Consider the following 23,140-nt stretch of genomic DNA (forward strand, 5'->3'; position numbering starts at 1 on the left):
AGCAGCTGACCCCGCGCGCATCCTCACCTGCCTTGACGGGCAAAGATCAAGGCCGGTGAGGAGTGGCCCCAGGGGCTGGTCAAAGCCGGGTCTAGGTACTGCCTGCCGCAGCCCAGCGCCCACCCAGCGCCCGAAGCAGCGTGACGCGGTTGGCCTGCTCGGCCTGGCGCAGCGTCACCAGGGCCTGCTGCGCGGCGGCCAGCTGGCGCTGCGCATCCAGCAGCTCCAGCTGGCTGCTGCCGCCCAGGCGGTAGCTGTCCTCGGCGAACTTCAGCGTCTGCGCGGCGGCGGCCACCTGGGCCTGCTGCGCATCCAGCCGCTCGGCCAGGCCGTCGCGCACGGCCAGCGCGTCGGCCACCTCGCGGAAGGCGGACTGCACCGCGCCCTCATACGTGGCCAGCGCCTGGCGCCGGCTGGCCTGGCTGACCTCGACCTGCGCCGCGCGGGCGCCGCCGTCGAACAGTGGCAGGTCCAGCTGCGGCAGCACGCTCCAGAAGCCGGTGCCGCTCTTGAACAGGCCGTCCAGCTCGGGGCTGCGCGTGCCGGCGCTGGCGGTCAGCGTCAGGCGCGGGAAGCGCGCGGCGCGGGCGGCGCCGACGTCGAAGGCCGTCGCCTGCAGCTGCTGCTCGGCGGCGCGCAGGTCGGGGCGCTGCAGCAGCACCTCGGCCGGCAAGCCTGCAGGGATGGCGGGAAGGGCGGTGACGGCTTGCAGGTCCTGAGCCAGCGGCAGCAGCGTGTCGGGCAGCGGCTGGCCGGCCAGCAGCTCCAGCGCGAGGCGGGCCTGCGTGACGGCACTTTGCGCGCGGGTCGACTCGCCGCGAGCCGCCTCGAAGGCGGTGCGGGCACGGGCGCGCTCCAGGCCGGACGCGGCGCCCAGCTGGTGGCGCTGTTCGGTCAGGTTCAGCGTGCGCTGCTGGCTTTCGCGCAACTGTTGCGCGAGGGTCAGGCGCTGCTGTTCGGCGGCCAGCGTCAGCCAGGCGTTGCTGACCTCGGCCACCAGGTTCAGCTGCGCGCTGCGCTGCGTTTCCTGCTGGGCCAGGTAGCGGGCCAATGCTGCGCCTTCCAGGCTGCCCAGGCGGTTGAACAGGTCGATCTCGTAGCTGGCCAGGCCCAGGTTGACGGCGTAGCTGCTGGTCGTCGCGCCGCCGGCGACCTGCTGGCGCGTGGCCGAGGCGCCGGCGTTGAGGTCGGGAATGCGGTCAGCCTCGGTGATGCGGTACTGCGCGCGCACCCGCTCCACGGCGGCGGCGCTGGCGCGCAGCGTGCGGTTCTGCGCCAGCGCGATGCCCACGACCTGGCGCAGGCGCGCGTCGGCGAAGAAGCCGTCCCATTCGTTGGCAGCAGCGGCTGTCGTGTCGGCCGGCGTGGCGCTCACGCGGAAGTCCTCGCGCAAAGGCGGCGCGATCTTGGTCGTAGCCGGCACCAGGCTGCCGCAACCGGCCAGCAGCGCCGCAGCGGCGATGAGGGTCAGGTGTTGCGCCTTCATGCCTTCACCTCGCTGGCGGCTGCCGCAGGCTTGGCCCGCGTGAACCGCCGCTGCACCCACAGGTAGAACAGCGGCACGAAGAAGATGCCCAGCACCGTGGCGCTGGCCATGCCGCCCAGCACGCCGAAGCCGATGGCCTGCTGCGAGCCCGAGCCGGCGCCGCTGGAATAGGCCAGCGGCAGCACGCCCATCATGAAGGCCAGCGAGGTCATCAGGATGGGCCGCAGCCGCTGCCGGCTGGCCATCAGCACCGCGTCCATCAGGCTCATGCCGCGGGCCAGCAAGGTCTGCGCGAACTCGACGATCAGGATGGCGTTCTTGGCCGACAGCCCAACGGTGGTCAGCAGGCCGACCTGGAAAAACACGTCGTTGTTCTGCCCGCCCAGATGGCTGGCCGCCAGCGCGCCCAGGATGCCCAGCGGCACCACCAGCATGACGCTGAAGGGCACCGACCAGCTCTCGTACAGGGCGGCCAGGCACAGGAAGATGAACAGCACCGACACCGCATACAGCAGCGGCGCCTGGTCGCCCGACAGGCGCTCCTGGTAGCTGCGGCCCGACCATTCGTAGCCAATGCCCGGTGGCATCTCGGCCAGCACTTCTTCCATCGCCTTCATGGCCACGCCCGAGCTGACGCCTGGCGGCACGTCGGCCTGGATTTCGTAGGCCGAGCTGCCGTTGTAGCGCACCAGCTGGCGCGGCCCGTTGATCCAGCTGCTGGACGCGAACGCGGCGAACGACACCATCTGCCCGGCGGTGTTGCGCACATACCAGTGGTTGATGCTGTCTGGCGCGGCGCGGTAGGCGCCTTCGCCCTGCACCAGCACGCGCTTGACGCGGCCGCGGTCGATGAAGTCGTTGACGTAGGCGCCACCCAGTGCGATGGACATGGTGTCGTTGATGACGTTGGGCTGCACGCCCAGCACGCCGGCCTTGTGGTCGTCGATGCTGATCTGCAGCTGCGGCGTCTCGGTCAGGCTGTTGGTGCGCGTGCGGCTGAGTTCGGGGCGCTGGTTGGCCAGCTCGATGAGCTGCTCGCGGGCCTCCACCAGCTTGTCCTGGCCGAGGCCGCCCAGGTCTTGCAGAAAGAGCTGGATGCCGGCGCTGCCGCCCAGGCCGCGCACGGTGGGCGGCTGCAGGATGAAGACGTTGGCGTCGCGGATGCGCCGGCCCAGCTCGCGCGTGAAGCGCTCGGCAAGCGCGCCGGCCGCCTGCTCGGGCGTCGTGCGCTGGGCCCAGTCCTGCAGGCGGATGAAGCCCTGGCCCGAGCCCTGGTCGCCACCGGCGCCGCGCACGACGTTGTAGAACTGCACTTCCTTCTGCTCGGCCAGGTAGGCCTCCAGCTCCTGCATCACCAGCTCCAGCCGCTCGCTGGTTGAGCCAGGCGCCATGCGGACCTGAATCTGCAGGCCACCCTGGTCTTCGTCGGGCAGGAAGGAGGTGGGCAGGCTCTTGTACATCCAGCCCATGGCCGCAATCACGGCCACGTAAACCGCAAAGCTGCGCACGCCGCGCCGGCTCATCCAGCCGACGCCGCGCACATAGCGCTCGGTGAAGGCATCGAAGTTTCGATTGAAGCCGCCAAAGAACCAGTCCAGCTGTTTGCCGAAGGGCCCGCCGTGGGCCGCATGTTCGCCCTTGTGCACGGGTTTCAAGACCGTGGCGCAGAGGGCGGGCGACAGCGTCATCGCCACCAGCACCGACAGCACCATGGCGCTGACGACCGTGATCGAGAACTGCCGGTAGATGATGCCGGTGGAGCCGCCGAAGAAGGCCATGGGGATGAACACCGCCGACAGCACGACGGCGATGCCGACCAGCGCGCCGGTGATCTCCTGCATGCTCTTGCGCGTGGCGTCCTTGGGCGACAGGCCCTCCTCGCGCATCAGGCGCTCGACGTTCTCGACGACGACGATGGCGTCGTCCACCAGCAGGCCGATGGCCAGCACCAGGCCGAACATCGTCAGCGAGTTGATCGAGAAGCCGGCCACCGCCAGCACGCCGAAGGTGCCCAGCAACACCACCGGCACGGCGATCGCCGGGATCAGCGTGGCGCGCAGGTTCTGCATGAACAGATACATGATGGCCACCACCAGCAGGATGGCCTCGATCAGCGTCTGCACCACGCCCTCGATGGACACGCGGATGAAGGGCGTCGTGTCGAAGGTGACCGTGGCCTTGTAGCCGGGCGGGAAGAAGGGCTCCAGCTCCTTGATCTTGGCCTTCACCGCGTCGCCGGTGGCCAGCGCGTTGGCACCGCTGGCCGGGAAGATCGCCACGCCGGCGGCGGTGCGGGCGCTGGAGCGCACATTGGTGGTGTAGCTGTCGCGGCCCAGCTCGACGCGGGCCACGTCGCCCAGGCGCAGCGCGGAGCCGTCGGCCTGCACGCGCAGCACCACGTTCTTGAACTCCTCGGCCGTGGTGAGCTTGGAGCGCGCCGTGATGATGGCCGTGAGGCGCTGGCCCTCAGGCACCGGTTGGGCGCCGATCTGGCCGGCCGAGACCTCGGTGTTCTGCTGCTGCAGTGCGGTGCGGATGTCTCCGGGCACCAGCGCGTAGCGCTGCAGCTTCAGCGGGTCCAGCCAGATGCGCATCGCATAGCCGGAGCCGAACACGTTGACGTCGCCCACGCCCTCGACGCGGCTGATGATGTCGACCAGCGTGCTGTTCAGGTAGTCGCCCAGGTCGCCCGACGTGACCGCCGGGTCGTCGCTGGTCAGCATCATCACCATCAGGAAGTCGGTGCCCGACTTGGTGACGCGCACGCCCTGGGCCTGCACCGCCTGCGGCAGCCGGCTGATGATGGACTGCACCTTGTTCTGCACCTGCACCTGGGCGGTGTCGGGGTTGGTGCCGGCGATGAAGGTCAGCGTCGTGCTGGCGTTGCCGGCGGCGCTGCTGCTGGACTCGATGGACAGCAGGCCGTCGATGCCCTTCAGGCTTTGCTCGACGATCTGCGTCACCGAGTCCTCGATGGCCTTGGCCGAGGCGCCGGGGTAGCTGGTGTTGATGGACACGCGCGTGGGCGCGATGTCGGGGTAGCGCTCCAGCGCCAGCTGGTGGATGGCGCCGCCGCCGGCCAGCATGATGACGATGGCGATGACCCAGGCAAAGATGGGCCGGTCGATGAAGAAGGATGCCATGGCTTTAGCCGCCCTTCGCCGCCGACGCACCGGATGCAGCACCCGATGCTGCGCCGGCCGGCGGCCTGCCCTCGCCCTTCTTCTTCGCCGCCGAGCCCGCCGGAACCGGCTTCACCGGCTGGTTGGGCCGGGCGCGCTGCAGGCCCTCGACGATGAGCTGGTCGCCCACCTTCAGGCCGCTGGTCACCAGCCACTGGTTGCCCACCGCGCGCTCCAGCACCAGGCGGCGGCGCTCGACCTTGTTGCCCTCGCCGACGACCAGCGCCGTCGCGTCGCCCGTGGCCGAGCGGCTGACGCCTTGTTGCGGCACCAGGATGACGCCGCTGTCCACGCCGGCCAGCAGCTTGGCACGCACCACCATGCCGGGCAGCAGCGTGCCCTTGGGGTTGGGCACCGTGGCGCGCAGCGTCACGGCGCCGGTGCCACGGTCCACGGTGACACCGCTGACCTGCAGCGTGGCGGGCTGCGGATGCACGCTGCCGTCCTCCAGCATCAGCTTGACCTGGCGGCTGCCGCTGCCCCCTTCGAGCTGGCGGCGCAGTGTCAGCATCTCGGCGCTGCTCTGCACGATGTCGATCTGCATAGTGTCCAGCTGCTGCACGGTGGTCAGCGCCTGGGTCTGGTTGGCCGTCACCAGCGCGCCGGCGGTGACGGTGGAGATTTCCACGCGGCCGCTGATGGGTGACGTGATGCGGGCGCGGTCTAGCTGCACGCGGGCGGCGTCCAGCGCGGCGCGGGCCACGGCCACGTCGGCCTCGCCCTGCTTGAGCAGGCCGGCGCTGTCGTCGGCAGCCTGGCGGCTGATGGCGTCGGCCTTCAGCAGCTCGGCGTCACGCGCGGCCTTGCTGCGCGCCACGGCCAGCGAGGCCTCGGCCTTCAGCAGCGCGGCGGCGGTGCGGGCACGCTCGGCCTCGAACGTGGCAGCGTCGAGCTGGTACAGCGGCTGGCCGGCCTTGACGGTTGCGCCTTCTGTGAACAGCCGCTTGACGACGATGCCGCTCACCTGGGGGCGGATCTCGGCCACCTGGCTGGCCGACAGCCGGCCCGGCAGCTCCAGTTCCAGCGGTGCGTCCTGCGTGCTGACACTGACCACGCCCACTTCGGGCGGGCCGCTCTTGGCCGGTTCGGGTTTCTTGTCCTGGCAGGCGCCCAGCAGCAGCAGCAGTGCGGCGAGTGCGGAGAGGGTGAGGGTCTGGGGGATAACGTTCGTCGCCATGGGGGCGCATGCTGCCATCAGAAAGCGGCTGGCGCAGGCTCCAGGGCTTGCTGATAAAAAACTTTGCTCGTTTGTAATGTTCAGCGGCACCACGCCGCGCGGCGCCTCATTTCATGCCCGTGGCGCGCGTGAGCGCATGCCCCAGTCCCAGAGCTTCTCGCTGGGCAGGGGCAGGACCATGAACCAGTGCTCCAGCAGGGCCAGGCTGAGCAGCATGGCGACGAAGCTGCTGGCGGTCGCCTCGAAGGCGCCCAGGCTCATCGAAACGGCGCTGTGCCAGGCGGCCGCGGCCAGCGCGGTGACGGTGATGACGCTGACCGGGAACAGCCCGTTGCCGGGCCGCTGGCGGAAGTAGCTGTGCATGTAGCGCAGATGCTCGGGCAGAAACTGCTCGTTGAGGTTGCGCACGCCCAGGAACACATTGAGCTTGGCCGACAGCCGCATCAGCCACAGCACGCCGAAGGTCCACAGTGCCAACTGGTTGGGCTGGCCCCAGGTCAGCGCCAGGATGGCCGCGCCCAGCACGATCAGCGCCAGCTCGTGATACAGGATGGCCATCACCGCATGGCCCACGCGCCGCCAGCCGCGCGCACCGGGCGGGCAGGGCAGGCGGCGCGGGCCGGTCACGTAGCCGAGCAGGAAGCCGACTTCCTGCCAGGCCCAGACCATCAGCGCTGCGGTGAAGGCCAGATACGCGCCGCTGACGCGGGTGTCGGACGCGGACACCGCCACGCCCAGCAGCGACACGCCCAGCAGCACGGTGGCTGAGGCCATCGTCCATTTGTGCGTGGCCCTCGGCAGGCCGTTCAGGTACAGGATGACGCCCGTGCTGAACCACCACAGCAGCAGCGTGTAGAGGGCGGGCCAGCCGTGTTGCATGTCAGTTGTCCATGGCGCCGAAGCGCAAGAAACCTGCGGGCCGAGCGACGGGCCGCTCCCAAGCCGGCCCGCGCTGGCGATGTGCTTGCGGCTCAATGCAGCGAGCATCGCCGTCCCCTCGGGGGACCGACTGGGCTTGCGCGCGTTCAGCGCCGCGAGACCGGGCGAGGGGCATCTTGCCCTACCAGCTCGGCGCCACGCGCATGTCTCGCGGCAGCTCGTGGGTCTTGGTGGGCAGCAGGTAGAGCCTGCCAAAGCACAGCGCCGCGCGGGCAGCGCACAGCCCCTGCTGGACACGCCCGGCCAGCCCGCCACGTGCCTTGGCCCGCTCGGCGGCCGCCGAGATCTGGCACAGCCGGTCCATGCCGGCGCGAAAGACCGGGTGGTCGGTGTCCAGGCTCAGCGGGAAGACCTGGCGGGTGATCTCCGTCGTGATGTCGAACACCTGGTAGTCGTAGTCCGTCGGGTCCATGCCCAGCGCCTCGCTGAGCCAGGGCCGCGTGTGGTCGCGCACGTACATGGTGGCGTAGACGGCCAGCAGGAAGAAGCGGATCCACAGCTTGTTGCCGCCCTGCAGCAGGTGGGGCTGGGCGCGCATGATCAGCGCGAAGGATTCGCCGTGGCGGAACTCGTCGTTGCACCAGCGCTCGAACCAGCGAAAGATCGGGTGGAAGCGCTTCTCGGGGTGGCGCTCCAGCTGGCGGTAGATGCTGATGTAGCGCGCGTAGCCGATCTTCTCGGACAGGTAGGTCGCGTAGAAGATGTACTTGGGCTTGAAGTAGGTGTAGGCCTTGCTCTGCTTGAGGTTGACCAGGTCCACACCCAGGCCGAAGTCCTTCAGCGACTGGTTCAGGAAGTTGGCATGGCGCGATTCGTCGCGCGTCATGTAGCGCATCAGCTGCTTGATGTCGGGGTTGCTGACGTGCTTCTGGATCTCGTTGTAGAGCACGCAGCCCGAGTACTCGCTGGTCAGCGAGCTGACGAGGAACTCCTGGAAGTCACGCTTGAGCTGCGGTGACCACTGGGCCGACAGCTCGGCCACCTCGGCGGCGAACTCGGGGCCGCGCTGGAAGTGGTCGTGGTTGTTGTCGCCCTCGTACTCGGCCAGCATCGCGTCCCACTCGGCGCGGATGGGGCTCATGTCCAGCCTGTCCATGGCGGCGTAGTCGGTCTTGTAGAAGCGCGGCGTCAGGACCGTCTCGGCCTTGGCCAGGCGGGCGGCGTCCTCGGGGCTGTGCAGTTCAGCGGTGTGCGACATGTTCGGCTCCGGAAGCGGTGGGCAGCAGCGCGGCGAACACCGCCGAGTTGGTGGTGCCGAAGGATTCGAGGTCGACGCGCCGGCCGGTGCCAGGGTCGACCAGCGTCAGCCGGCCATCGACTCGGCCCAGCAGATCGAAGGGCAGCTCGGGGCCCAGCCCCTGGCGTTTGCGCTCCCGCACCAGGCCGCGCATGGTGCTGCGCAGGAAGCCATTGGTGCCGGGCGCCACCGTCGTCAGCAGCGCGCCGTTGACGGCATCCAGCACGGCGATGCCACCGTCGTCGCGGTCCTCGAAACGCAACTGGCGCGTGCTCAGCGTGGCCGCGTCGGCCTGCTGCTGGGCACTCATGCCGGACAGTCGCACGGCGCTGACGCCGACCAGGCAGCTCAACACCAGGGCCGCCATCGCCATCAGCGGAGCTAGGGGCAGTTTGGCTTGCAGGCTCGCGTTCATGATCGTCCTCAGGCGGCGTGGGCCAGCGGGTTTGCAACCAGGGTGGGCACGCCGCTGCGGGTGTCGAACGCGCCCACGGCGCGCACCGGCAGCGCATGGCGGGCGGCTTCGGCTTGCTGCAGCGCGGTCGCCAGCGTCTCGGCGACCGCCTTGGCGTTGCTCAAGCCACGCAGCATGGGTTGCGTGCGCTTGAGCTGCCAGGGCCGCGCATGCGGCCACAGGTGCAGGTAGGCGATGCGGTCGGTGCCGGCCAGGCTCAGCACGATGTCGCCGCCGTGCTCGCCACGCGGGCGCCAGCCAGCGGAGGCGATCTGCGCGAACGGCAGGTTGAAGGTGATGCTCAGCACCACGCCCACGCGCATGACGACGCGTTTGCTGGTGATGGTGTAGACCGTCGTGCGCGCCATCAGCCAGGCGATGCCACCCAGCAGGGCCAGCGCCAGCACGATCATCGGCAGCATGCCGGCCAGCGCGATCAGCGTCTGGCCGAGGGTCGCGCCGTCGTAGGCGCTGCCAATGCCGCGCCAGGCGAGCAGGGCGCCGAAGTAGACGATCACGAGGTCGACATGCAGCGCCTGGCGCGCCAGCAGCCACGCATCCGGGCTGCCTTGCCAGAGCTGCGTCTCGTGGGCCGGTAAGGCCTCGGGTAGGCCGGGCGTGGCCTCGAACTCGTGCTCGTGGGCCGGGGCCAGCACGTTGACCAGCGTGGTCGCGGCCCTCACAGCAGCGGCTCCTGGCGGCTGGGCGTGGCGTAGAGCGTGCCGGCGCCGTAGTAGGCCATGATCTTTTCCTCTTCCAGCAGCGTGACCTGGTCGGGCGAGCGGGTCTTGGGCACGCGGGCGAACTGGTGGCTGAGGATGGACTTGACGCGGATGCGGCGCTGCTCGACACGGGCGAAGTTCATCGGCAGCAGCACATGGGAGCCGCCGCCCACATCCACCTCCAGGTAGCGGAACAGCATCTCCGAGCGGTCCACCCAGAGGTCCACCACGCGACCGCCCTCGGCGCCGTCGTCACCCAGCACCGGCAGGCCGCGCGGGTCGACGTCCTGCGGCGCTACCCCGAAGCCCGCCGCCACGCGCAGCGGCACGATCTTGGGCAGGCCCTCGTAGGTCATGTCGGCCACGTCCGCGCGGTCGCTCCAGCTGCCCGGGCCAACGCCCGCGAGCAGCAAGTCGTCGGTGGCCTCGTCCGGTTGCAGCGGTGCGCCACGGTAGGCGCCTTCGTGCAGCGGTGGCTGGTTGTCGCGGCGTGCGTTGGGCGCCTGAACGGTGTCTCCGTTGGCCATGCGGTAGGTCTTGGGATCAGGCACCGACGGCCAGCCCTGCACGGTGATGGACCCGGAGCGGTCCGACTCCAGCGGATAGCCCTCGCGCTTGTTCTCGCGGTGCAGGTAGTAGATCAAGCCCGCGAAAAAGATCCAGAACGCGTAGAGCACGAGCTGGGCGACGTCGATATAGCCCGTGATGGCACCGGTTTGCATGGAGGCCTCCTAGCCTGGGAACTCGGCCAGCCCGAAGCGCTGGCGTGATGAATGGCGCGCGCCCGTGGGGCGCACCAGGGGACCGATGGCGATCAGCGTGCCGAACAGCAGCGCGATCTCCAGGTGATAGACGACGCTGTAGGCCACTTGCGGCTCGGACATCGCCGTGCCCAGCCAGCCCTGGGCGGCCAGCGCCTCGAAGCCGTCGCGCAGCGTGCCGCCCAGCGCCACGGCGATGCCGCCGGCGCCGGCCTGCATGGCGCCCCAAGCGCCGAGCGCCAAACCTGCGCAGCCCTTGTTCTCCAGCCCCATGGCCACCACCAACGTGCTGACGGCGAACAGGCCGCCGCCCAGGCCGATGAGGAAGGTGCCGAAGCGGAACAGCACGCCGGAGTCCAGCGGCGCCGCGAAGATGACGGCCGAGAACGCGCAGATGCCGATCAGCAGGCCGATGGACGCGAGGCGATAGGCGTCGAAGCCCCGCTGCAGCAGCCGCGCCGCGATGGCGAAGGCGGTGAACGAACCCAGCGCCATGCCCGCAGTCAGCAGGCTGGTGGCCGCGACCGACAGCTTCAGGATCGCGCCGCCGTAGGGCTCCAGCACGATGTCCTGCATGTTGAAGGCGGCCGTGCCCAGGGCCACGGCGACGAGAAAGCGGCGCGTCTGCGGCTGGGCCGAGAAGCGGCGCCAGACCTGGCGGAAGGGCTCCTGCGGCGCCGCGTCGGGCGAGCGCTTCACAGTGCCCCGCGCCTCCTGCTTCCACAGCGCGATGGTGTTGAGCAGCATGGTCACGATGGCCGCGCCCTGCACGACGCCTACCAGCCGCGTGGCCGTGAAGTTCTGCAGCACCAGGCTGAACACCACGCTGGCCAGCACCATGCCCAGCAGCAGCATCACGTACATCAGCGCCACGACGCGAGGACGCGCGTCCGGCGTGGCCTGGTCCGTCGCCAGCGCCAGGCCGGCGGTCTGCGTCGTCTGCATGCCGGCGCCGACCATCAAGAAGGCCAGCGCGGCCGCGATGTGGCCGATGACGACGCCGCCCGGCTGGGCGCTGGCCTCGGCGCCGGGCTGCAGCAGGATCAGCGCGAACGGCATGATGGACAGGCCGCCGAACTGCAGCAGCGAGCCGAACCACAGATAGGGCACCCGCCGCCAGCCCAGCGCCGACAGATGCGTGTCCGAGCGATAGCCCACCAACGCTCGGAAGGGCGCGGCCAGCAGCGGCAACGCCACCATCAGCGCCACCAGCCACGCCGACACGCCCAGCTCGACGATCATGACCCGGTTCAGCGTGCCCACCAGCAGCGCATAGGCCATGCCCACGGACACCTGGAACAGCGCCAGGCGGAGCAGGCGGGACAGCGGCAGCTCGGTGCTGGCGACATCGGCAAAGGGCAGGAACTCCAGGCTCAGCCGGGACCACTTCAGGGCCAGGCGCTGGTTGAGCTGGAGCACCGATTTCATGACCGCACCAGCTCCATCGCCTGTGAGGTGTAGAAGCCGCTGGAGATGCGCTGGCTGCGGCGGGCGTCCCAGGCCAGCAGGCGGGGGTGGTCATCCAGGCGGCGCTGCAGGTGGTGCTCGGCCACCGGCACGATCGACGGCGAGCGGTTGCCGCGCGGGAAGAGCTTGCCCACGGCCTTGAACACCTCGAGCGCGGGGCTGCTGGGCGCGAACGTGAACAGCAGCGAGTGGCGGGTGCGCGCGGCCAGGCCGGCGATGACCTCGACCGCGTCGGCGGGCTCGTAGTGGATCAGCGAGTCCATGCCCACGACATGGTCGAACTCGCCCAGCGCCGGGTCCAGCATGTCGCCTGAGCGGAAGTCGATGCGGCCGCCGCTGCTGAACACGGGCTGGCGCTCACGGGCCAGGTCCACGAGCGTGGGCGACAGGTCAATGGCCAGCACGTCGGCACCGCGCCGGGCGGCTTCCACCGCCAGTGCGCCGGTGCCGCAGCCGGCGTCCAGCAGCCGCCGGCCGCGCAGGTCCTCGGGCAGCCAGGACAGCAGCGTGGCGCGCATGCGGTCACGGCCGGCGCGCACGGTGGCGCGCACGCGGCCGACCGGAGCGTCCGACGTCAATCGCGCCCAGGCATCAACCGCAGTGCGGTCGAAGTAGGTCTCGATCTCGCCGCGACGTTCGGTGTAGTTGGTCGTGTTCATCAGTCGAAGCCCAGCAGGTCGAAGATGTCGCGGTCCTTCATCGGCACGCAGCTGTAGGGCTCGCCGCCCAGCCACAGCGCGGCGGCCAGGCGCATGTATTCCTTCTGCACGCGCTCCAGCTCGGGGGAGTACTCCATCTCGAACAGCGTGGACTTCTTGAGCCGGCTGCGGCGGATGACGTCCAGGTCCGGGAAGTGCGCCGCGAGCTTGAGGCCGATCTTGTCGTTGTACTTGTCGATCTGGTCGGTGGCCGCGCTGCGGTTGGCAATGACGCCGCCCAGCCGCACCTTGTAGTTCTTGGCCTTGGCGCCGATGGCCTGCACGATGCGGTTCATCGCGAAGATGGAATCGAAGTCGTTGGCGGTGACGATGAGCGCGCGGTCCGCGTGCTGCAAGGGTGCTGCGAAGCCACCGCACACGACGTCGCCCAGCACGTCGAAGATCACCACGTCGGTGTCTTCCAGCAGGTGGTGTTCCTTGAGCAGCTTGACCGTCTGGCCCACCACGTAGCCGCCGCAGCCGGTGCCTGCCGGCGGGCCGCCGGCCTCCACGCACATGACGCCGTTGTAGCCCTCGAAGACGAAGTCCTCGACGCGCAGCTCCTCGGAGTGGAAGTTGACCGTCTCCAGCACATCGATGACGGTGGGCAGCATCTTCTTGGTCAGCGTGAACGTGGAGTCATGCTTGGGGTCGCAGCCGATCTGCAGCACGCGCTTGCCCAGCTTGGAGAACGCGGCGGAGAGGTTGCTGGACGTCGTGCTCTTGCCGATGCCGCCCTTGCCGTAGATCGCAAAGCACTTGGCCGTGCCGATCTGCACGGTGGGGTCCATCTGCACCTGCACGCTGCCCGCGCCGTCCGGTTGGCGTCGGTTGCCGATCTCGAGGATCGGGACTTCGGTGGTGGTCATCATGCGGCTGCCTTTTCCTTCGCAGGGGTCACGCCTTCCAGGCGGTCTTCCAATTCGTCGCCGGCCTGGCGCAGGGCTTCAAGGGTGTCGGCATCGGGCTGCCAGTAATCGCGTTCATAGGCTTCCAGCAGCCGGTTGGCCACGCGTGCGGAAGCAGTGGGGTTCAGCTGGGCCAGGCGCTCGCGCATGGCCGGGTCGAGCATGAAGGTGGCACTGAGTTGCTCGTACACCCAGGGCGCGACCTGGCCCGTGGTGGCCGACCAGCCCATGGTGTTGGTCACATGCACCTCGATCTGGCGCACGCCCTCGTAGCCGTGCTTGAGCATGCCCTCGTACCACTTGGGGTTGAGCATGCGGGTGCGGGTCTCCAGCGCGACCTGCTCGCCCAGCGTGCGCACGGTGCCGCCGCCGAAGCTGTCTCGGGTCTGGTCGCCGATGTAGACCGGGGCCATCTGCGCGCTGTCACCGTCCTTGCGCACCTTGGCGCGCTTGATGGCGCGGCTGACGCCGCCAAGGGTGTCGAAGTAGGTGTCCACCGTGGTGACGCCCAGTTCCACCGAGTCGAGGTTCTGGTAGGCCAGCTGCACGTCGGCCAGCACGCTCTGCAGCAGCTGGGGGCTTTGGATTGGCCGGCCACCGCGGCCGTAGGCAAAGCCCTTGCGGCGGCTGTAGGTCTCGGCCAGCTCGTCGCCGTCTTCCCAGCGGCTGTTGTCGATGAGGCTGTTGATGTTGGCGCCATAGGCCCCTTCGGCATTGCCGAAGACGCGCAGCGAAGCCGTCTCCAGGTCGCCGCCATGCTCTGCCTGGAAGGCCAGCGCATGCTGGCGGATGAAGTTCTGCGCCAGCGGTTCGTCCGCCTGTGCGGCCAGGAAGGCCGCTTCTGCCAGCAGCTTGATCTGCAGCGGCAGCAGGTCGCGGAAGATGCCCGACAGCGTGATGACCACGTCGATGCGCGGCCGGCCCAGTTCGGCCAGCGGGATCAGTTCCGCACCGGCGAGCCGCCCATAGCTGTCGAAGCGCGGGCGTGCACCCATCAGCGCCAGTGCCTGGGCGATAGGGCCGCCTTCGCTCTTCAGGTTGTCCGTGCCCCACAGCACCATGGCGATGGACTCGGGCAGCGGGTTGCCGGCGCCCATGTGCTTGGCGAGCAGCCGCGCGGCCTGGGCGAAACCGTCCTTCACCGCGTAGGCGCTGGGGATGCGGAAGGGGTCGAAGCCATGAAGGTTGCGGCCCGTGGGCAGCACGGCCGGCGTGCGCAGCACGTCGCCGCCGGGGGCGGGGCGCAGGAAGCGGCCGTCCAGCGCGCGCAGGATGCCGTCGATCTCGCGGTCCTCGGCCATCAGGTCGTCCATATCGCTGAGCTGCTGCAGCAGGGCCAGGTCTTCCAGGTCGTCGTCGGTGGCGGGCATGCCGTTGGCCACCAGCGCCTCGATGGCCGCGCGCTCCGGCCGCACGCCGTGCGAGGCCTCGGCGCAGGACAGCAGCAGGTCCACCCGCTCGGCCGGGCTGGGCGCCTGGCCGACGATGTGCAGGCCGTAGGGGATCAGCGTGTACTCGACCTCCAGCACCGCTTCGCTGAGCCGGGCGATGCGGTCTTCGGCGGCGGCTCCCCAGGGCGGCTCGGCGGCGGCGAGGTCGAACTCGGCGGCCTGGGCCTGGATCATCAGGCTCAGCTCGTTGCGCTCGGCTTGCGCTTCGGGTTCCAGGCTGCGGTAGCGGGCCAGCGTTTCCTTCAGCTCGACGAGGCCCTGGTAGAGGCCGGCCTCGGCGACCGGCGGCGTCATGTAGCTGATCAGCGTGGCCGCAGCGCGGCGCTTGGCAATCGTGCCCTCCGACGGATTGTTGGCGGCGTAGAGATAGAGGTTGGGCAGGTCGCCGATCAGGCGGTCCGGCCAGCAGCGGGCGGACATGCCGGCCTGCTTGCCCGGCATGAACTCCAGCGCACCATGCGTGCCGAAGTGCAGCACGGCGTGTGCATTGAAGTCCTCGCGCAGCCAGCGGTAGAAGGCCGAGAACGCATGCGTGGGCGCAAAGCCCTGCTCGAACAGCAGGCGCATCGGGTCGCCCTCGTAGCCGAAGGCGGGCTGGATGCCGACGAACACATTGCCGAAGCGCTCGCCCAGCACAAAGATGTGGCTGCCGTCGCTTTGCTGCTTGCCGGGCGACGGGCCCCATTGCGCCTCGATTTCCTTGAGGTACTTCTCGCGCCGCAGGTGCTCGTTGGCCGGGATGCGGTGATGCACGTTCGCCATCGCGCCGAAGCGCGCCGCGTTGCCTGTGATGAGGCTTTCGCGCAGCGCATCGACCGATGCCGGCATGTCCACCGTGTATCCCTCGCGCGCCATGGCGGCCAGCGTGTTGAACAGCGACTCGAAGACCGACAGGAAGGCGGCCGTGCCGGTGGCGCCGGCATTGGGCGGGAAGTTGAAGATGACGGCGGCGACGCGGCGCTCGCCGCGCTGAGCGCGGCGCAGGTCCACCAGCTTGCCCACGCGGGCGGCCAGCGCGTCGGCGCGCTCGATGCAGCTGTGCATGTCGTGGGCGTCGATCTCGTTCTCGAAGCGGCAGGCATGGCTGCAGCCGGTGCAGGCGATGTGGGTGGCGTTGGCGCGGCCGCCGAACACCATCGCGCCGGTGGCGCCGTCCAGCTCGGGGATGGCCACCATGATGGTGGACTCCACCGGCAGCAGGCCGCGCGGGGAGCCGCCCCACTGGTCCAGCGTCTGGAACTCGATGGGGTGCACGGCGAGGTAGGGCACGTCCAGCGCGGCCAGGATGTCCTCGGCCGCCTTGGCGTCGTTGTAGGCCGGGCCCCCCACCAGCGAGAAGCCGGTCAGCGACACCAGCGCGTCGATACGCGTGCGGCCGTCGGCGCCCTGGAAGTAGGCGGCGATGGCCGGGCGCTGGTCTAGCCCGGTTGCGAACGCGGGGATCACGCGCAGGCCGCGGGCCTCCAGCGCGGTGATGACGCCGTTGTAGTGGTCGGCATTGCCGGCCAGCACATAGGAGCGCATCAGCAGCAGGCCCACCGTGCCGCGCGTGCCGGTGGTGGCGACCTTGGGCAGGGCGTCCAGCGACGTAGACATCATGCCCACGGCACTGGGGTGGCTCATGCGCGGGTGGTAGAGCCCAACCTCGGGGTACTCGATGGGCTGCTGCGGCTTGGCGGCGGTGCGCATGGCCTTGCGCGGGCCATCGGCATAGCGCTCCACCAGCAGGCGCACCATGTTGTCGATGTTGCCTTGCGAGCCGGCCAGCCAGTACTGCAGCGTCAGGAAGTAGGCGCGCACGTCCTGGGCCGTGCCGGGGATGAAGCGCAGGATCTTGGGCAGCATGCGCAGCGTCTTCATCTGCTGCGCGCCTGCCGTGCCCTTGTTGCCATCGTCCTTGCCCGGCGGCTTGCCGCGCAGGCGCTTCAGGAAGGCCATCGCGCCGGTGGCGGGTGCCGACATGTCGAAGCGGCCCATGCGGGTGAGCTTGGTGACCTCTGCGGCGGACATCGCGCAGACCATCGCGTCGCAGTGCTCACGGCGGGCCTTCAGGTCCGCCAGGATGGGCGTGAAATGGTCTTCCAGGAAGAGCATCGAGGCGATGACGATGTGCCCCTGGGCGATATCGGCCTTGCAGCGGGCGAGTGCTGCGGGGTTCTCGTTCCACTCGGCGGCCGCATGCACGGTCAGGCGCAGGCCGGGCAGGGCTTTGGACAGCGTCGCGTTGGCGCGTTCGGTGGCGCTGGCGAGGTGGCTGTCCATGGTCACGATGACCACGTTCATCGCAGCCCGATGCTTAACGACTGAAATGGGCTTTGGCGTCATAGAGGGTCTCTACGGTGATCACTGGCACGCTCATGCTCAATGCATACGCTTCGGTGTTGCGGCGGGCCTTGCCGCGCACGAAGAAGGGGATCTTGCGGAGCTCCTTCTCGGCGTCTGGAGCCCAGGCTGCCGGGATCGCGGCGGCTGGGCTTTCTTCGTTGTGTTGTGTTGGCACTTCGATCAGCGCAGGCGCTGTCGAAGCTTTGTTGGCGGGGCCGCCGAGGTGCGATGGCGCGGCGTCCTCGTGGAACTCGAAGTCGCCGCGGAACATGCCGATCAGGTGTTCCTCCAGACCCATCATCAGCGGGTGCACCCAGGTGTCGAACAGCACGTTCGCGCCCTCGAAACCCATCTGCGGTGAGTAGCGCGCGGGGAAGTCCTGCACATGGATGGGCGCCGAGATCACCGCGCAGGGCAGGCCCAGGCGCTTGGCGATGTGGCGCTCCATCTGCGTGCCCAAGACCAGCTCCGGGCCGGCGGCGGCTATTGCCCCTTCCACTTCCAGGTAGTCGTCGCTGATCAGCGGTTCGACGCCGTACAGCGCCGCGGCCTCGCGCACATCGCGGGCGAACTCGCGGCTGTAGGTCCCGAGGCCGACGACCTTGAAGCCAAACTCGCGGGCCGCCACGCGCGCGGCGGCGATGGCGTGGGTGGCGTCACCGAACACGAAGACGCGTTTGCCGGTCAGGTAGTTGGAGTCCACCGACTTGGCATACCAGGGCGAGCGGGACTGGGCTTCAGCCGCAGCGACGTCGGGATCGATGCTGGCCAGCGCTGCGACTTCGCGGATGAACTCGCGCGTGGCGGTCGCGCCGATGGGGATGGTCTTGGTGGCGGGCAAGCCGAGGTTGCGCGTCATCCAGCTGGCGGCGGTTTGAGCCACCTCGGGGTAGAGCACGACGTTGAAATCGGCGTTGGCCAGCCGGGCCAGGTCGGCGGGCGAGGCGTCCAGCGGCGCGGTCACGTTGACGGTCACGCCGATCAGTTCCAGCAGCTGGAGGATCTCGCGCACGTCGTCGCGGTGGCGAAAGCCCAGCGCCGTCGGGCCCAGGATGTTGCAGCGGGGCTTGTCACCCTTCACCCGGGGCTGCGGCGGCTTGACCGCCAGGTGGCGCACCAACTGGTAGAAGGTCTCGGCCGCGCCCCAGTTCTCCTTCTTCTGGTAGGCCGGCAGCTCCAGGGGAATCACCGGCACCGGCAGGTTCAGCGCCTGCGTCAGGCCGCCCGGGTCGTCCTGGATCAGCTCGGCGGTGCAGGACGAACCCACCAGCAGCGCCTGCGGCTTGAAGCGCGCGTAGGCGTCGCGTGCGGCGTCCTTGAACAGCTGCGCCGTGTCGCCGCCCAGGTCGCGGGCCTGGAAGGTCGTGTAGGTGACCGGCGGGCGCTTGTTGGCGCGCTCGATCATCGTGAACAGCAAGTCGGCGTAGGTGTCGCCCTGGGGCGCGTGCAACACATAGTGCACGTCGCGCATGGCCGTGGCGATGCGCATCGCGCCGACGTGGGGCGGGCCTTCGTAGGTCCAGAGCGTCAACTGCATGTCAGGCCGCCAGCAGCGTGCGCCGCGTGAGAGGACGGGTGAACAGCCCCGCGAGATCGCCGGCCTGCTCGAAGCCCTGGATAGGCGTGAACACCAGCTCGATGGACCACTTGGTCGTGAAGCCCTCTGCCTCCAGCGGATTTGCCAGGCCCAGGCCGCAGACCACCATGTCGGGCTGCGCGGCACGGCAGCGGTCCAGCTGCTTTTCCACGTCCTGGCCCTCGGACAGCTGCGTGCCGGTCGGCAGCCAGGCCAGCTCCTCGGCCAGGTGCTGGCGGTGCAGATAGGGCGAGCCCACCTCGGTCAGCCGCATGCCCAGCTCGCGCGCCAGGAAGCGCGCCAGCGGCACTTCCAGCTGCGAGTCGGGGAAGAAGAAGATGGACTTGCCGGCCAGCGACGCGCGGTGTGCGGCCAGTGCAGTTTCAGCCCGCTGGCGAGCAGGGGCGATGGCTTGCTCGACGGCGTCGGCGCTCAGGCCCATGGCCGAGCCGGCCGCCTGCATCCACGCGGCGCTGCCTTCGGCGCCGAGCGGGAAGGGCGCGGGCACTCGCGTGGCGCCACGAGATTCCAGCGCCTTCGCGGTGTCACCCAGGAAAGGCTGTGCCAGCAGGACGCGCGTCTGAGGGCCCACAGCGGGCAGGGCTGTCGAGCTGCGTGAAGGGAAGAAGGCGAAGCGCTTGACGCCCATCGCGGTGAACAGCCGGCTGAACTGGTCTTCCACCACGTCCGCCAGCGCGCCGACGATCAACAGCTCGGGTTCGTGCTGCTGCGTCGAGATGGGCAACACCGGCACCAGCGCAGCTAGGCAGGCGTCCTCACCCTGCGTGAAGGTGGTCTCGATGCCGCTGCCCGAGTAGTTCAGCACCCGCACCTGCGGCATGAACTCCTGGCTCAGCCGGGCGGCGGCACGCGACAAGTCCAGCTTGATGACCTCCGACGGGCAGGAGCCGACCAGGAAGAGCAGGCGGATGTCGGGCCGGCGCTCCAGCAGGCGCTTGACCACGCGGTCCAGCTCGTCCTGTGCATCGGCCAGACCGGCCAGGTCGCGCTCGTCCAGGATGGCGGTCGCGAAGCGCGGTTCGGCAAAGATCATCACGCCGGCCGCCGACTGGATCAGGTGAGCGCAGGTGCGCGAGCCCACCACCAGGAAGAAGGCGTCCTGCATCTTGCGGTGCAGCCAGATGATGCCGGTCAGGCCGCAGAAGACTTCGCGCTGGCCGCGCTCCATCAGCACGGGCGAGTCCGTGCAGCCGGCGTCGGCGTGGATCGGGATGACGGCGGTCACTGATGCACCCTTCGGCCTGCGGCCTGTCCCGCCAAGCGGGAGCGAGCTTGCTTGGGGCGGCCCGGCGCGGCGCTCATGCCGCCACCCCCGCAGCCAGACCTGCCGCATGGTCCAGCCGCGCCATGCGCAGTTTCCAGATGAACTGGGCCGCGTTGATGCAGTAGGTCGCATACGCCGCCAGCGCCAGCGCCATCTGCTGCGGCGTGCTGAGCCAGCCGGTGAACCAGGCCACCACATAGGTGGTGTGCAAGGCCATCACCAGCATGCTGAAGACGTCCTCCCAGTAAAAGGCCGGCGCGAACAGCCAGCGGTCGAAGACCACCTTCTCCCAGATGCAGCCGGTCACCATGATGGTGTAGAGGGTCAAGGTCTTGACGAGCACCGACACCGCAGCGACCTGCTCGCCCTGGCCAGTGGCCAGGTAGCGCAACACCAGCGCCAGGCTGACCAGGAAGACGACGAACTGCACCGGGGCCAGCACGCCCTGGATCAGCGTCCAGACGCTGGCGTCGCGGCGGGCGCGCTCCTGCGGCGTGTACAGCGGGGCGCGTACCGGGCGCTGCCTCAGGGGGGTGGGCGAGGCGGCTTGGTGGGGCATGGGGCGAATCTAGGCCTGCGGTTTGCGACTGTCAATCGGAATTGACGTAAACAAAACTAGACATTTCTTGCGCGATCGGGAAAATCAGCTTGACTCGAGCCGAGACGACGCCGACATTGCTTGGACGGTCTGTCAACGCAAGCTGACTGAACCTGTCGCAGTCCTCAACAAGAACGCAGATCACGCGAAACAAAACGGTTAGCAGTAGCGATTTCTGACGCTGCCCAGCGCCGAGGACCGGAGCCGATGCTCTCCGGCCGCTCACATGGAACCCTTGCTGCCAATCAGCCCACGAGGAGACACGTGGTGGCTGGATGGACGATCAATCGGCTGGCCAAGCGCCAGCAGGCGCCGCGCGCCATGGCTGCGGCTTCCCGAGGCGCGGCAAAGGGTGAGGTGCTGTTCCAGGCCGATCCGCTGACTCTGGCCGAGTTGCTGGCCATCAAGAGTGCCGAGCTTTCGGCCAAGCTCGCGCCCCTGGGCGATGACGAGCGGCCGCGGCTGACCGCGCCGCATCTGGTGTCCAGCAACACCTCGCAGGACATGCAGCTGTCGCGCATCGTCGAGCTGGAGATCATCCCGCGCCTGATGCTGATGCACAGCACCCAGCCGCTGCAGGACCGGCCGCCGTTGCCACCGCTGGCGCTGACGACGGAGCATGTGCACACGCTGGCCCGCCTGGCCGCCGAGGGCGACGCCGACAGTGCCAGCAGCTATGTGCGCGCGCTGCTGGATGCCGGCGCGTCCCAGGAGCAGGTCTTCCTGGACCTGCTCGCGCCCTGTGCCCGCTGGATGGGCGAGCTGTGGGAGGACGACCGCTACGACTTCTCGCAGGTCACCATTGGCCTGTGGCGGCTGCAGCGGGTGCTGCATGAGCAGGGCAGCCGTTTCAATCAGGTGGCGCGCCCCGACGCTGACAGCCATCGCGCCCTGCTGGCCGCCGTGCCGGGCGCGCAGCACACGTTTGGTGTGGTCATGGCGGCCGAGTTCTTCAGCCGGGCCGGCTGGGACGTCGAATGTGAACCCAAGGCCACCTGGGCCGATCTGCAGACCCGCCTGACCGGCAACTGGTTCGACATGTTCGGGCTGTCAATCGCGACTGGCGACAGCATCCCCCATGTGGCGTCTGCTATTCTTGACATGCGAGAAGCGTCAGCCAATCGCGATGTTTTCGTGATGGTTGGGGGGCCGATGGCGGCCCAATTGCCGGACTTGGCAACGCTTTGCGGGGCCGATGCGATGGCCAGCGAGGCCTGCAGTGCGGTGGAAGCCGCCAACTGCGGTGTCGGCGCACGTGTCAAGAGAGCTTGACGCCATGTGACCTGACACCCCACCCGCCGACACCGACTGTCGTTATGTCCTGCGGCGGCATCCGGATGCTGCCCCTTGCAACTCAGGGAGCCCGATGCGCAACCTCGGCACAGCAGCCACAGACCAGCTGTTTGAAGCTCCCGAGCTTTATTTCGCTGACCTGAATGCTGACGTCCTCGCGGCCGTGGTGTCCGCCGCTGCCGATCTGGCCCTGGTGCTGGACAGCCAGGGTGTGATCCGCGACATCTCCCTGGGCACCAGCCACACCAAGGAGCTGGGCGAGCTGCGCCAGTGGGTGGGCCGCCGCTGGGTCGAGACGGTCACCATCGAGAACCGGGGCAAGGTCAACTCCATGCTGGCCGCTGCGGCCGGTGGCGCCGGCCCCGAGAACCAGGGGCAGCGGCCGGAGCGTCAGGTCAATCACCCGCTGGCCGGCGGCCTTGAGCTGCCGGTCAGCTACAGCATCGTGCCCATGGGTGTGCAGGGCCGCGTGCTGGCGCTGGGCCGGGACCTGCGCGAGGTGGCGGCCGTGCAGCAGCGCCTGGTGGACGCCCAGCAGTCCATGGAGCGCGACTACCTGCGCCTGCGCCACACCGAGGCCCGCTACCGCCTGTTGTTCGAGGCGGTCGACGAGGCCGTGCTGGTGCTCGACGCCACCTCGCTGATCGTGTTCGAGCACAACGCCGCCGCCGCCCGCGTGCTGGGCGACTCGGCCAAACGCATCGTCGGCCGCAGCTTCGCCGAGCTGCTGGCGGTGGAGAGCCAGGCCGAGTCCTATGCCAAGTTCTCGCAGGCGCGCAGCGCCGGCCGCAGCGAGGACATGCTGGTGCGCCTCGCCAATGGCAGCACCGAGTTGAAGCTGGCTGCCACCGTCTTCAAGCAGGACAGCACCACCTCGCTGCTGGTGCGCCTGTCACCTGCGAATGCGGCGATCCCGGGCCAGCCGCTGAACCGCGCGGCCGAGGTGCCATCGCTGCTGAACGTTGTCAACGCGATGCCCGATGCCTTCGTGCTGACCGACATGCAGGGCCGCATCCTCAGCGCCAACCAGGCTTTCAGCGACATGCTGCAGCTGGCCGTGGGCGAATCCGTGCAAGGCCAGTCGCTGGACCGCTGGCTGGGCCGCTCGTCGGTGGACCTGAACGTGCTGATCGGCAATCTGCGCCAGCACGGCGTGCTGCGCCTGTTCCCCACCACCTTGCGCAGCGGCTATGGCGAACCCGGCGCGGTCGAGATCTCGGCCGTGGCCGTGCCCGATGGCCCGCAGGCCTGCCTGGGCTTCTCCATCCGCGACGTGGCGCGCCGCCTGCCCGCCGAGGGCCGCTCCAACCGCCAGCTGCCCCGCTCGGCCGAACAGCTCACCGGGCTGGTGGGCCGGCTGCCGCTGAAGGACATCGTCGGCGAGACGACTGACCTGATCGAGCGCCTGTGTATTGAAGCGGCACTTGAACTCACCCGAGATAACCGTGCGTCTGCCGCCGAGATGCTCGGGCTGTCTCGCCAGAGTCTGTACGTGAAGCTGCGCCGCTACGGCATTCAAGACATGGGCCCGGCTGGCGGCGACTAGCGTCCGCCTGCCGCGTCGGCAGTAAGTGTAAATCT

At 69.1% G+C, this 23,140-nt stretch carries 17 protein-coding genes; 2 read left to right on the forward strand and 15 right to left on the reverse strand.

All coding sequences use genetic code 11. From position 1 onward, the window contains the following. Positions 1-91: 91 nt before the first annotated feature. The 15 genes from ACG00Y_RS18885 to bchF form a co-directional block, all read right to left on the reverse strand. Positions 92-1,486 carry an efflux transporter outer membrane subunit gene (locus ACG00Y_RS18885; RefSeq protein ID WP_394481502.1) on the reverse strand — a complete coding sequence of 465 codons (1,395 nt, stop codon included), beginning with the start codon at positions 1,484-1,486 and terminating at the stop codon, positions 92-94. After that, positions 1,483-4,629, reverse strand: a complete 3,147-nt coding sequence (locus ACG00Y_RS18890) for an efflux RND transporter permease subunit (protein WP_394481504.1) — start codon at positions 4,627-4,629, stop codon at positions 1,483-1,485. The genes ACG00Y_RS18885 and ACG00Y_RS18890 overlap by 4 nt, the downstream gene beginning before the upstream one ends. Before the next feature lie 4 nt (positions 4,630-4,633). Continuing rightward, entirely contained in the window at positions 4,634-5,845 is a 1,212-nt protein-coding gene (locus tag ACG00Y_RS18895; protein ID WP_394481506.1) for an efflux RND transporter periplasmic adaptor subunit, read from the reverse strand. Between the two features lie 111 nt (positions 5,846-5,956). After that, complete coding sequence (gene puhE, locus ACG00Y_RS18900; RefSeq protein WP_394481508.1) at positions 5,957-6,724, reverse strand: putative photosynthetic complex assembly protein PuhE; 768 nt, start codon at positions 6,722-6,724, stop codon at positions 5,957-5,959. A gap of 181 nt (positions 6,725-6,905) precedes the next feature. Further along, a complete protein-coding gene (acsF, locus tag ACG00Y_RS18905) occupies positions 6,906-7,982 on the reverse strand; it encodes a magnesium-protoporphyrin IX monomethyl ester (oxidative) cyclase (RefSeq protein ID WP_394481510.1) in 1,077 nt (358 codons plus the stop codon). Continuing rightward, entirely contained in the window at positions 7,966-8,436 is a 471-nt protein-coding gene (puhC, locus tag ACG00Y_RS18910; RefSeq protein WP_394481512.1) for a photosynthetic complex assembly protein PuhC, read from the reverse strand. Before puhC ends, acsF begins: the two co-directional genes overlap by 17 nt. An 8-nt stretch (positions 8,437-8,444) precedes the next feature. Then, positions 8,445-9,158: a photosynthetic complex putative assembly protein PuhB gene (puhB, locus tag ACG00Y_RS18915; RefSeq protein WP_394481514.1), complete on the reverse strand. Its 714-nt coding sequence runs from the start codon at positions 9,156-9,158 to the stop codon at positions 8,445-8,447. Continuing rightward, the gene (puhA, locus tag ACG00Y_RS18920) at positions 9,155-9,919 is read right to left on the reverse strand and encodes a photosynthetic reaction center subunit H (RefSeq protein ID WP_394481516.1); all 765 of its coding nucleotides are present in this window, start codon (positions 9,917-9,919) and stop codon (positions 9,155-9,157) included. The genes puhB and puhA overlap by 4 nt, the downstream gene beginning before the upstream one ends. Positions 9,920-9,928: 9 nt before the next feature. Beyond that, a complete protein-coding gene (locus tag ACG00Y_RS18925) occupies positions 9,929-11,386 on the reverse strand; it encodes a BCD family MFS transporter (protein ID WP_394481518.1) in 1,458 nt (485 codons plus the stop codon). Next, entirely contained in the window at positions 11,383-12,084 is a 702-nt protein-coding gene (gene bchM, locus ACG00Y_RS18930; protein ID WP_394481520.1) for a magnesium protoporphyrin IX methyltransferase, read from the reverse strand. Before bchM ends, ACG00Y_RS18925 begins: the two co-directional genes overlap by 4 nt. Continuing rightward, positions 12,084-12,992: a ferredoxin:protochlorophyllide reductase (ATP-dependent) iron-sulfur ATP-binding protein gene (gene bchL / locus ACG00Y_RS18935; RefSeq protein ID WP_394481940.1), complete on the reverse strand. Its 909-nt coding sequence runs from the start codon at positions 12,990-12,992 to the stop codon at positions 12,084-12,086. The genes bchM and bchL overlap by 1 nt, the downstream gene beginning before the upstream one ends. Beyond that, complete coding sequence (locus ACG00Y_RS18940) at positions 12,992-16,765, reverse strand: magnesium chelatase subunit H (RefSeq protein WP_394481522.1); 3,774 nt, start codon at positions 16,763-16,765, stop codon at positions 12,992-12,994. Before ACG00Y_RS18940 ends, bchL begins: the two co-directional genes overlap by 1 nt. Before the next feature lie 13 nt (positions 16,766-16,778). After that, positions 16,779-18,344 carry a ferredoxin:protochlorophyllide reductase (ATP-dependent) subunit B gene (gene bchB, locus ACG00Y_RS18945; RefSeq protein ID WP_394481524.1) on the reverse strand — a complete coding sequence of 522 codons (1,566 nt, stop codon included), beginning with the start codon at positions 18,342-18,344 and terminating at the stop codon, positions 16,779-16,781. A gap of 1 nt (position 18,345) precedes the next feature. Next, positions 18,346-19,629, reverse strand: a complete 1,284-nt coding sequence (locus ACG00Y_RS18950; RefSeq protein ID WP_394481526.1) for a ferredoxin:protochlorophyllide reductase (ATP-dependent) subunit N — start codon at positions 19,627-19,629, stop codon at positions 18,346-18,348. A 73-nt stretch (positions 19,630-19,702) separates the two neighbouring features. Beyond that, positions 19,703-20,227: a 2-vinyl bacteriochlorophyllide hydratase gene (gene bchF / locus ACG00Y_RS18955; protein ID WP_394481528.1), complete on the reverse strand. Its 525-nt coding sequence runs from the start codon at positions 20,225-20,227 to the stop codon at positions 19,703-19,705. 306 nt (positions 20,228-20,533) lie between these two features. Here bchF and ACG00Y_RS18960 point away from each other — a divergent pair, with 306 nt between their 5' ends. Together ACG00Y_RS18960 and ppsR are read left to right on the forward strand one after the other, a co-directional pair. Beyond that, positions 20,534-21,538 (forward strand): cobalamin B12-binding domain-containing protein, encoded by a 1,005-nt coding sequence (locus tag ACG00Y_RS18960; protein WP_394481530.1) that lies wholly within the window; start codon positions 20,534-20,536, stop codon positions 21,536-21,538. A gap of 187 nt (positions 21,539-21,725) precedes the next feature. Next, positions 21,726-23,105: a transcriptional regulator PpsR gene (gene ppsR / locus ACG00Y_RS18965; protein ID WP_394481532.1), complete on the forward strand. Its 1,380-nt coding sequence runs from the start codon at positions 21,726-21,728 to the stop codon at positions 23,103-23,105. Positions 23,106-23,140 lie beyond the last annotated feature (35 nt).

This window comes from Pelomonas parva (assembly GCF_043555835.1).
GTDB classification, from domain to species: domain Bacteria; phylum Pseudomonadota; class Gammaproteobacteria; order Burkholderiales; family Burkholderiaceae_C; genus Pelomonas; species Pelomonas parva.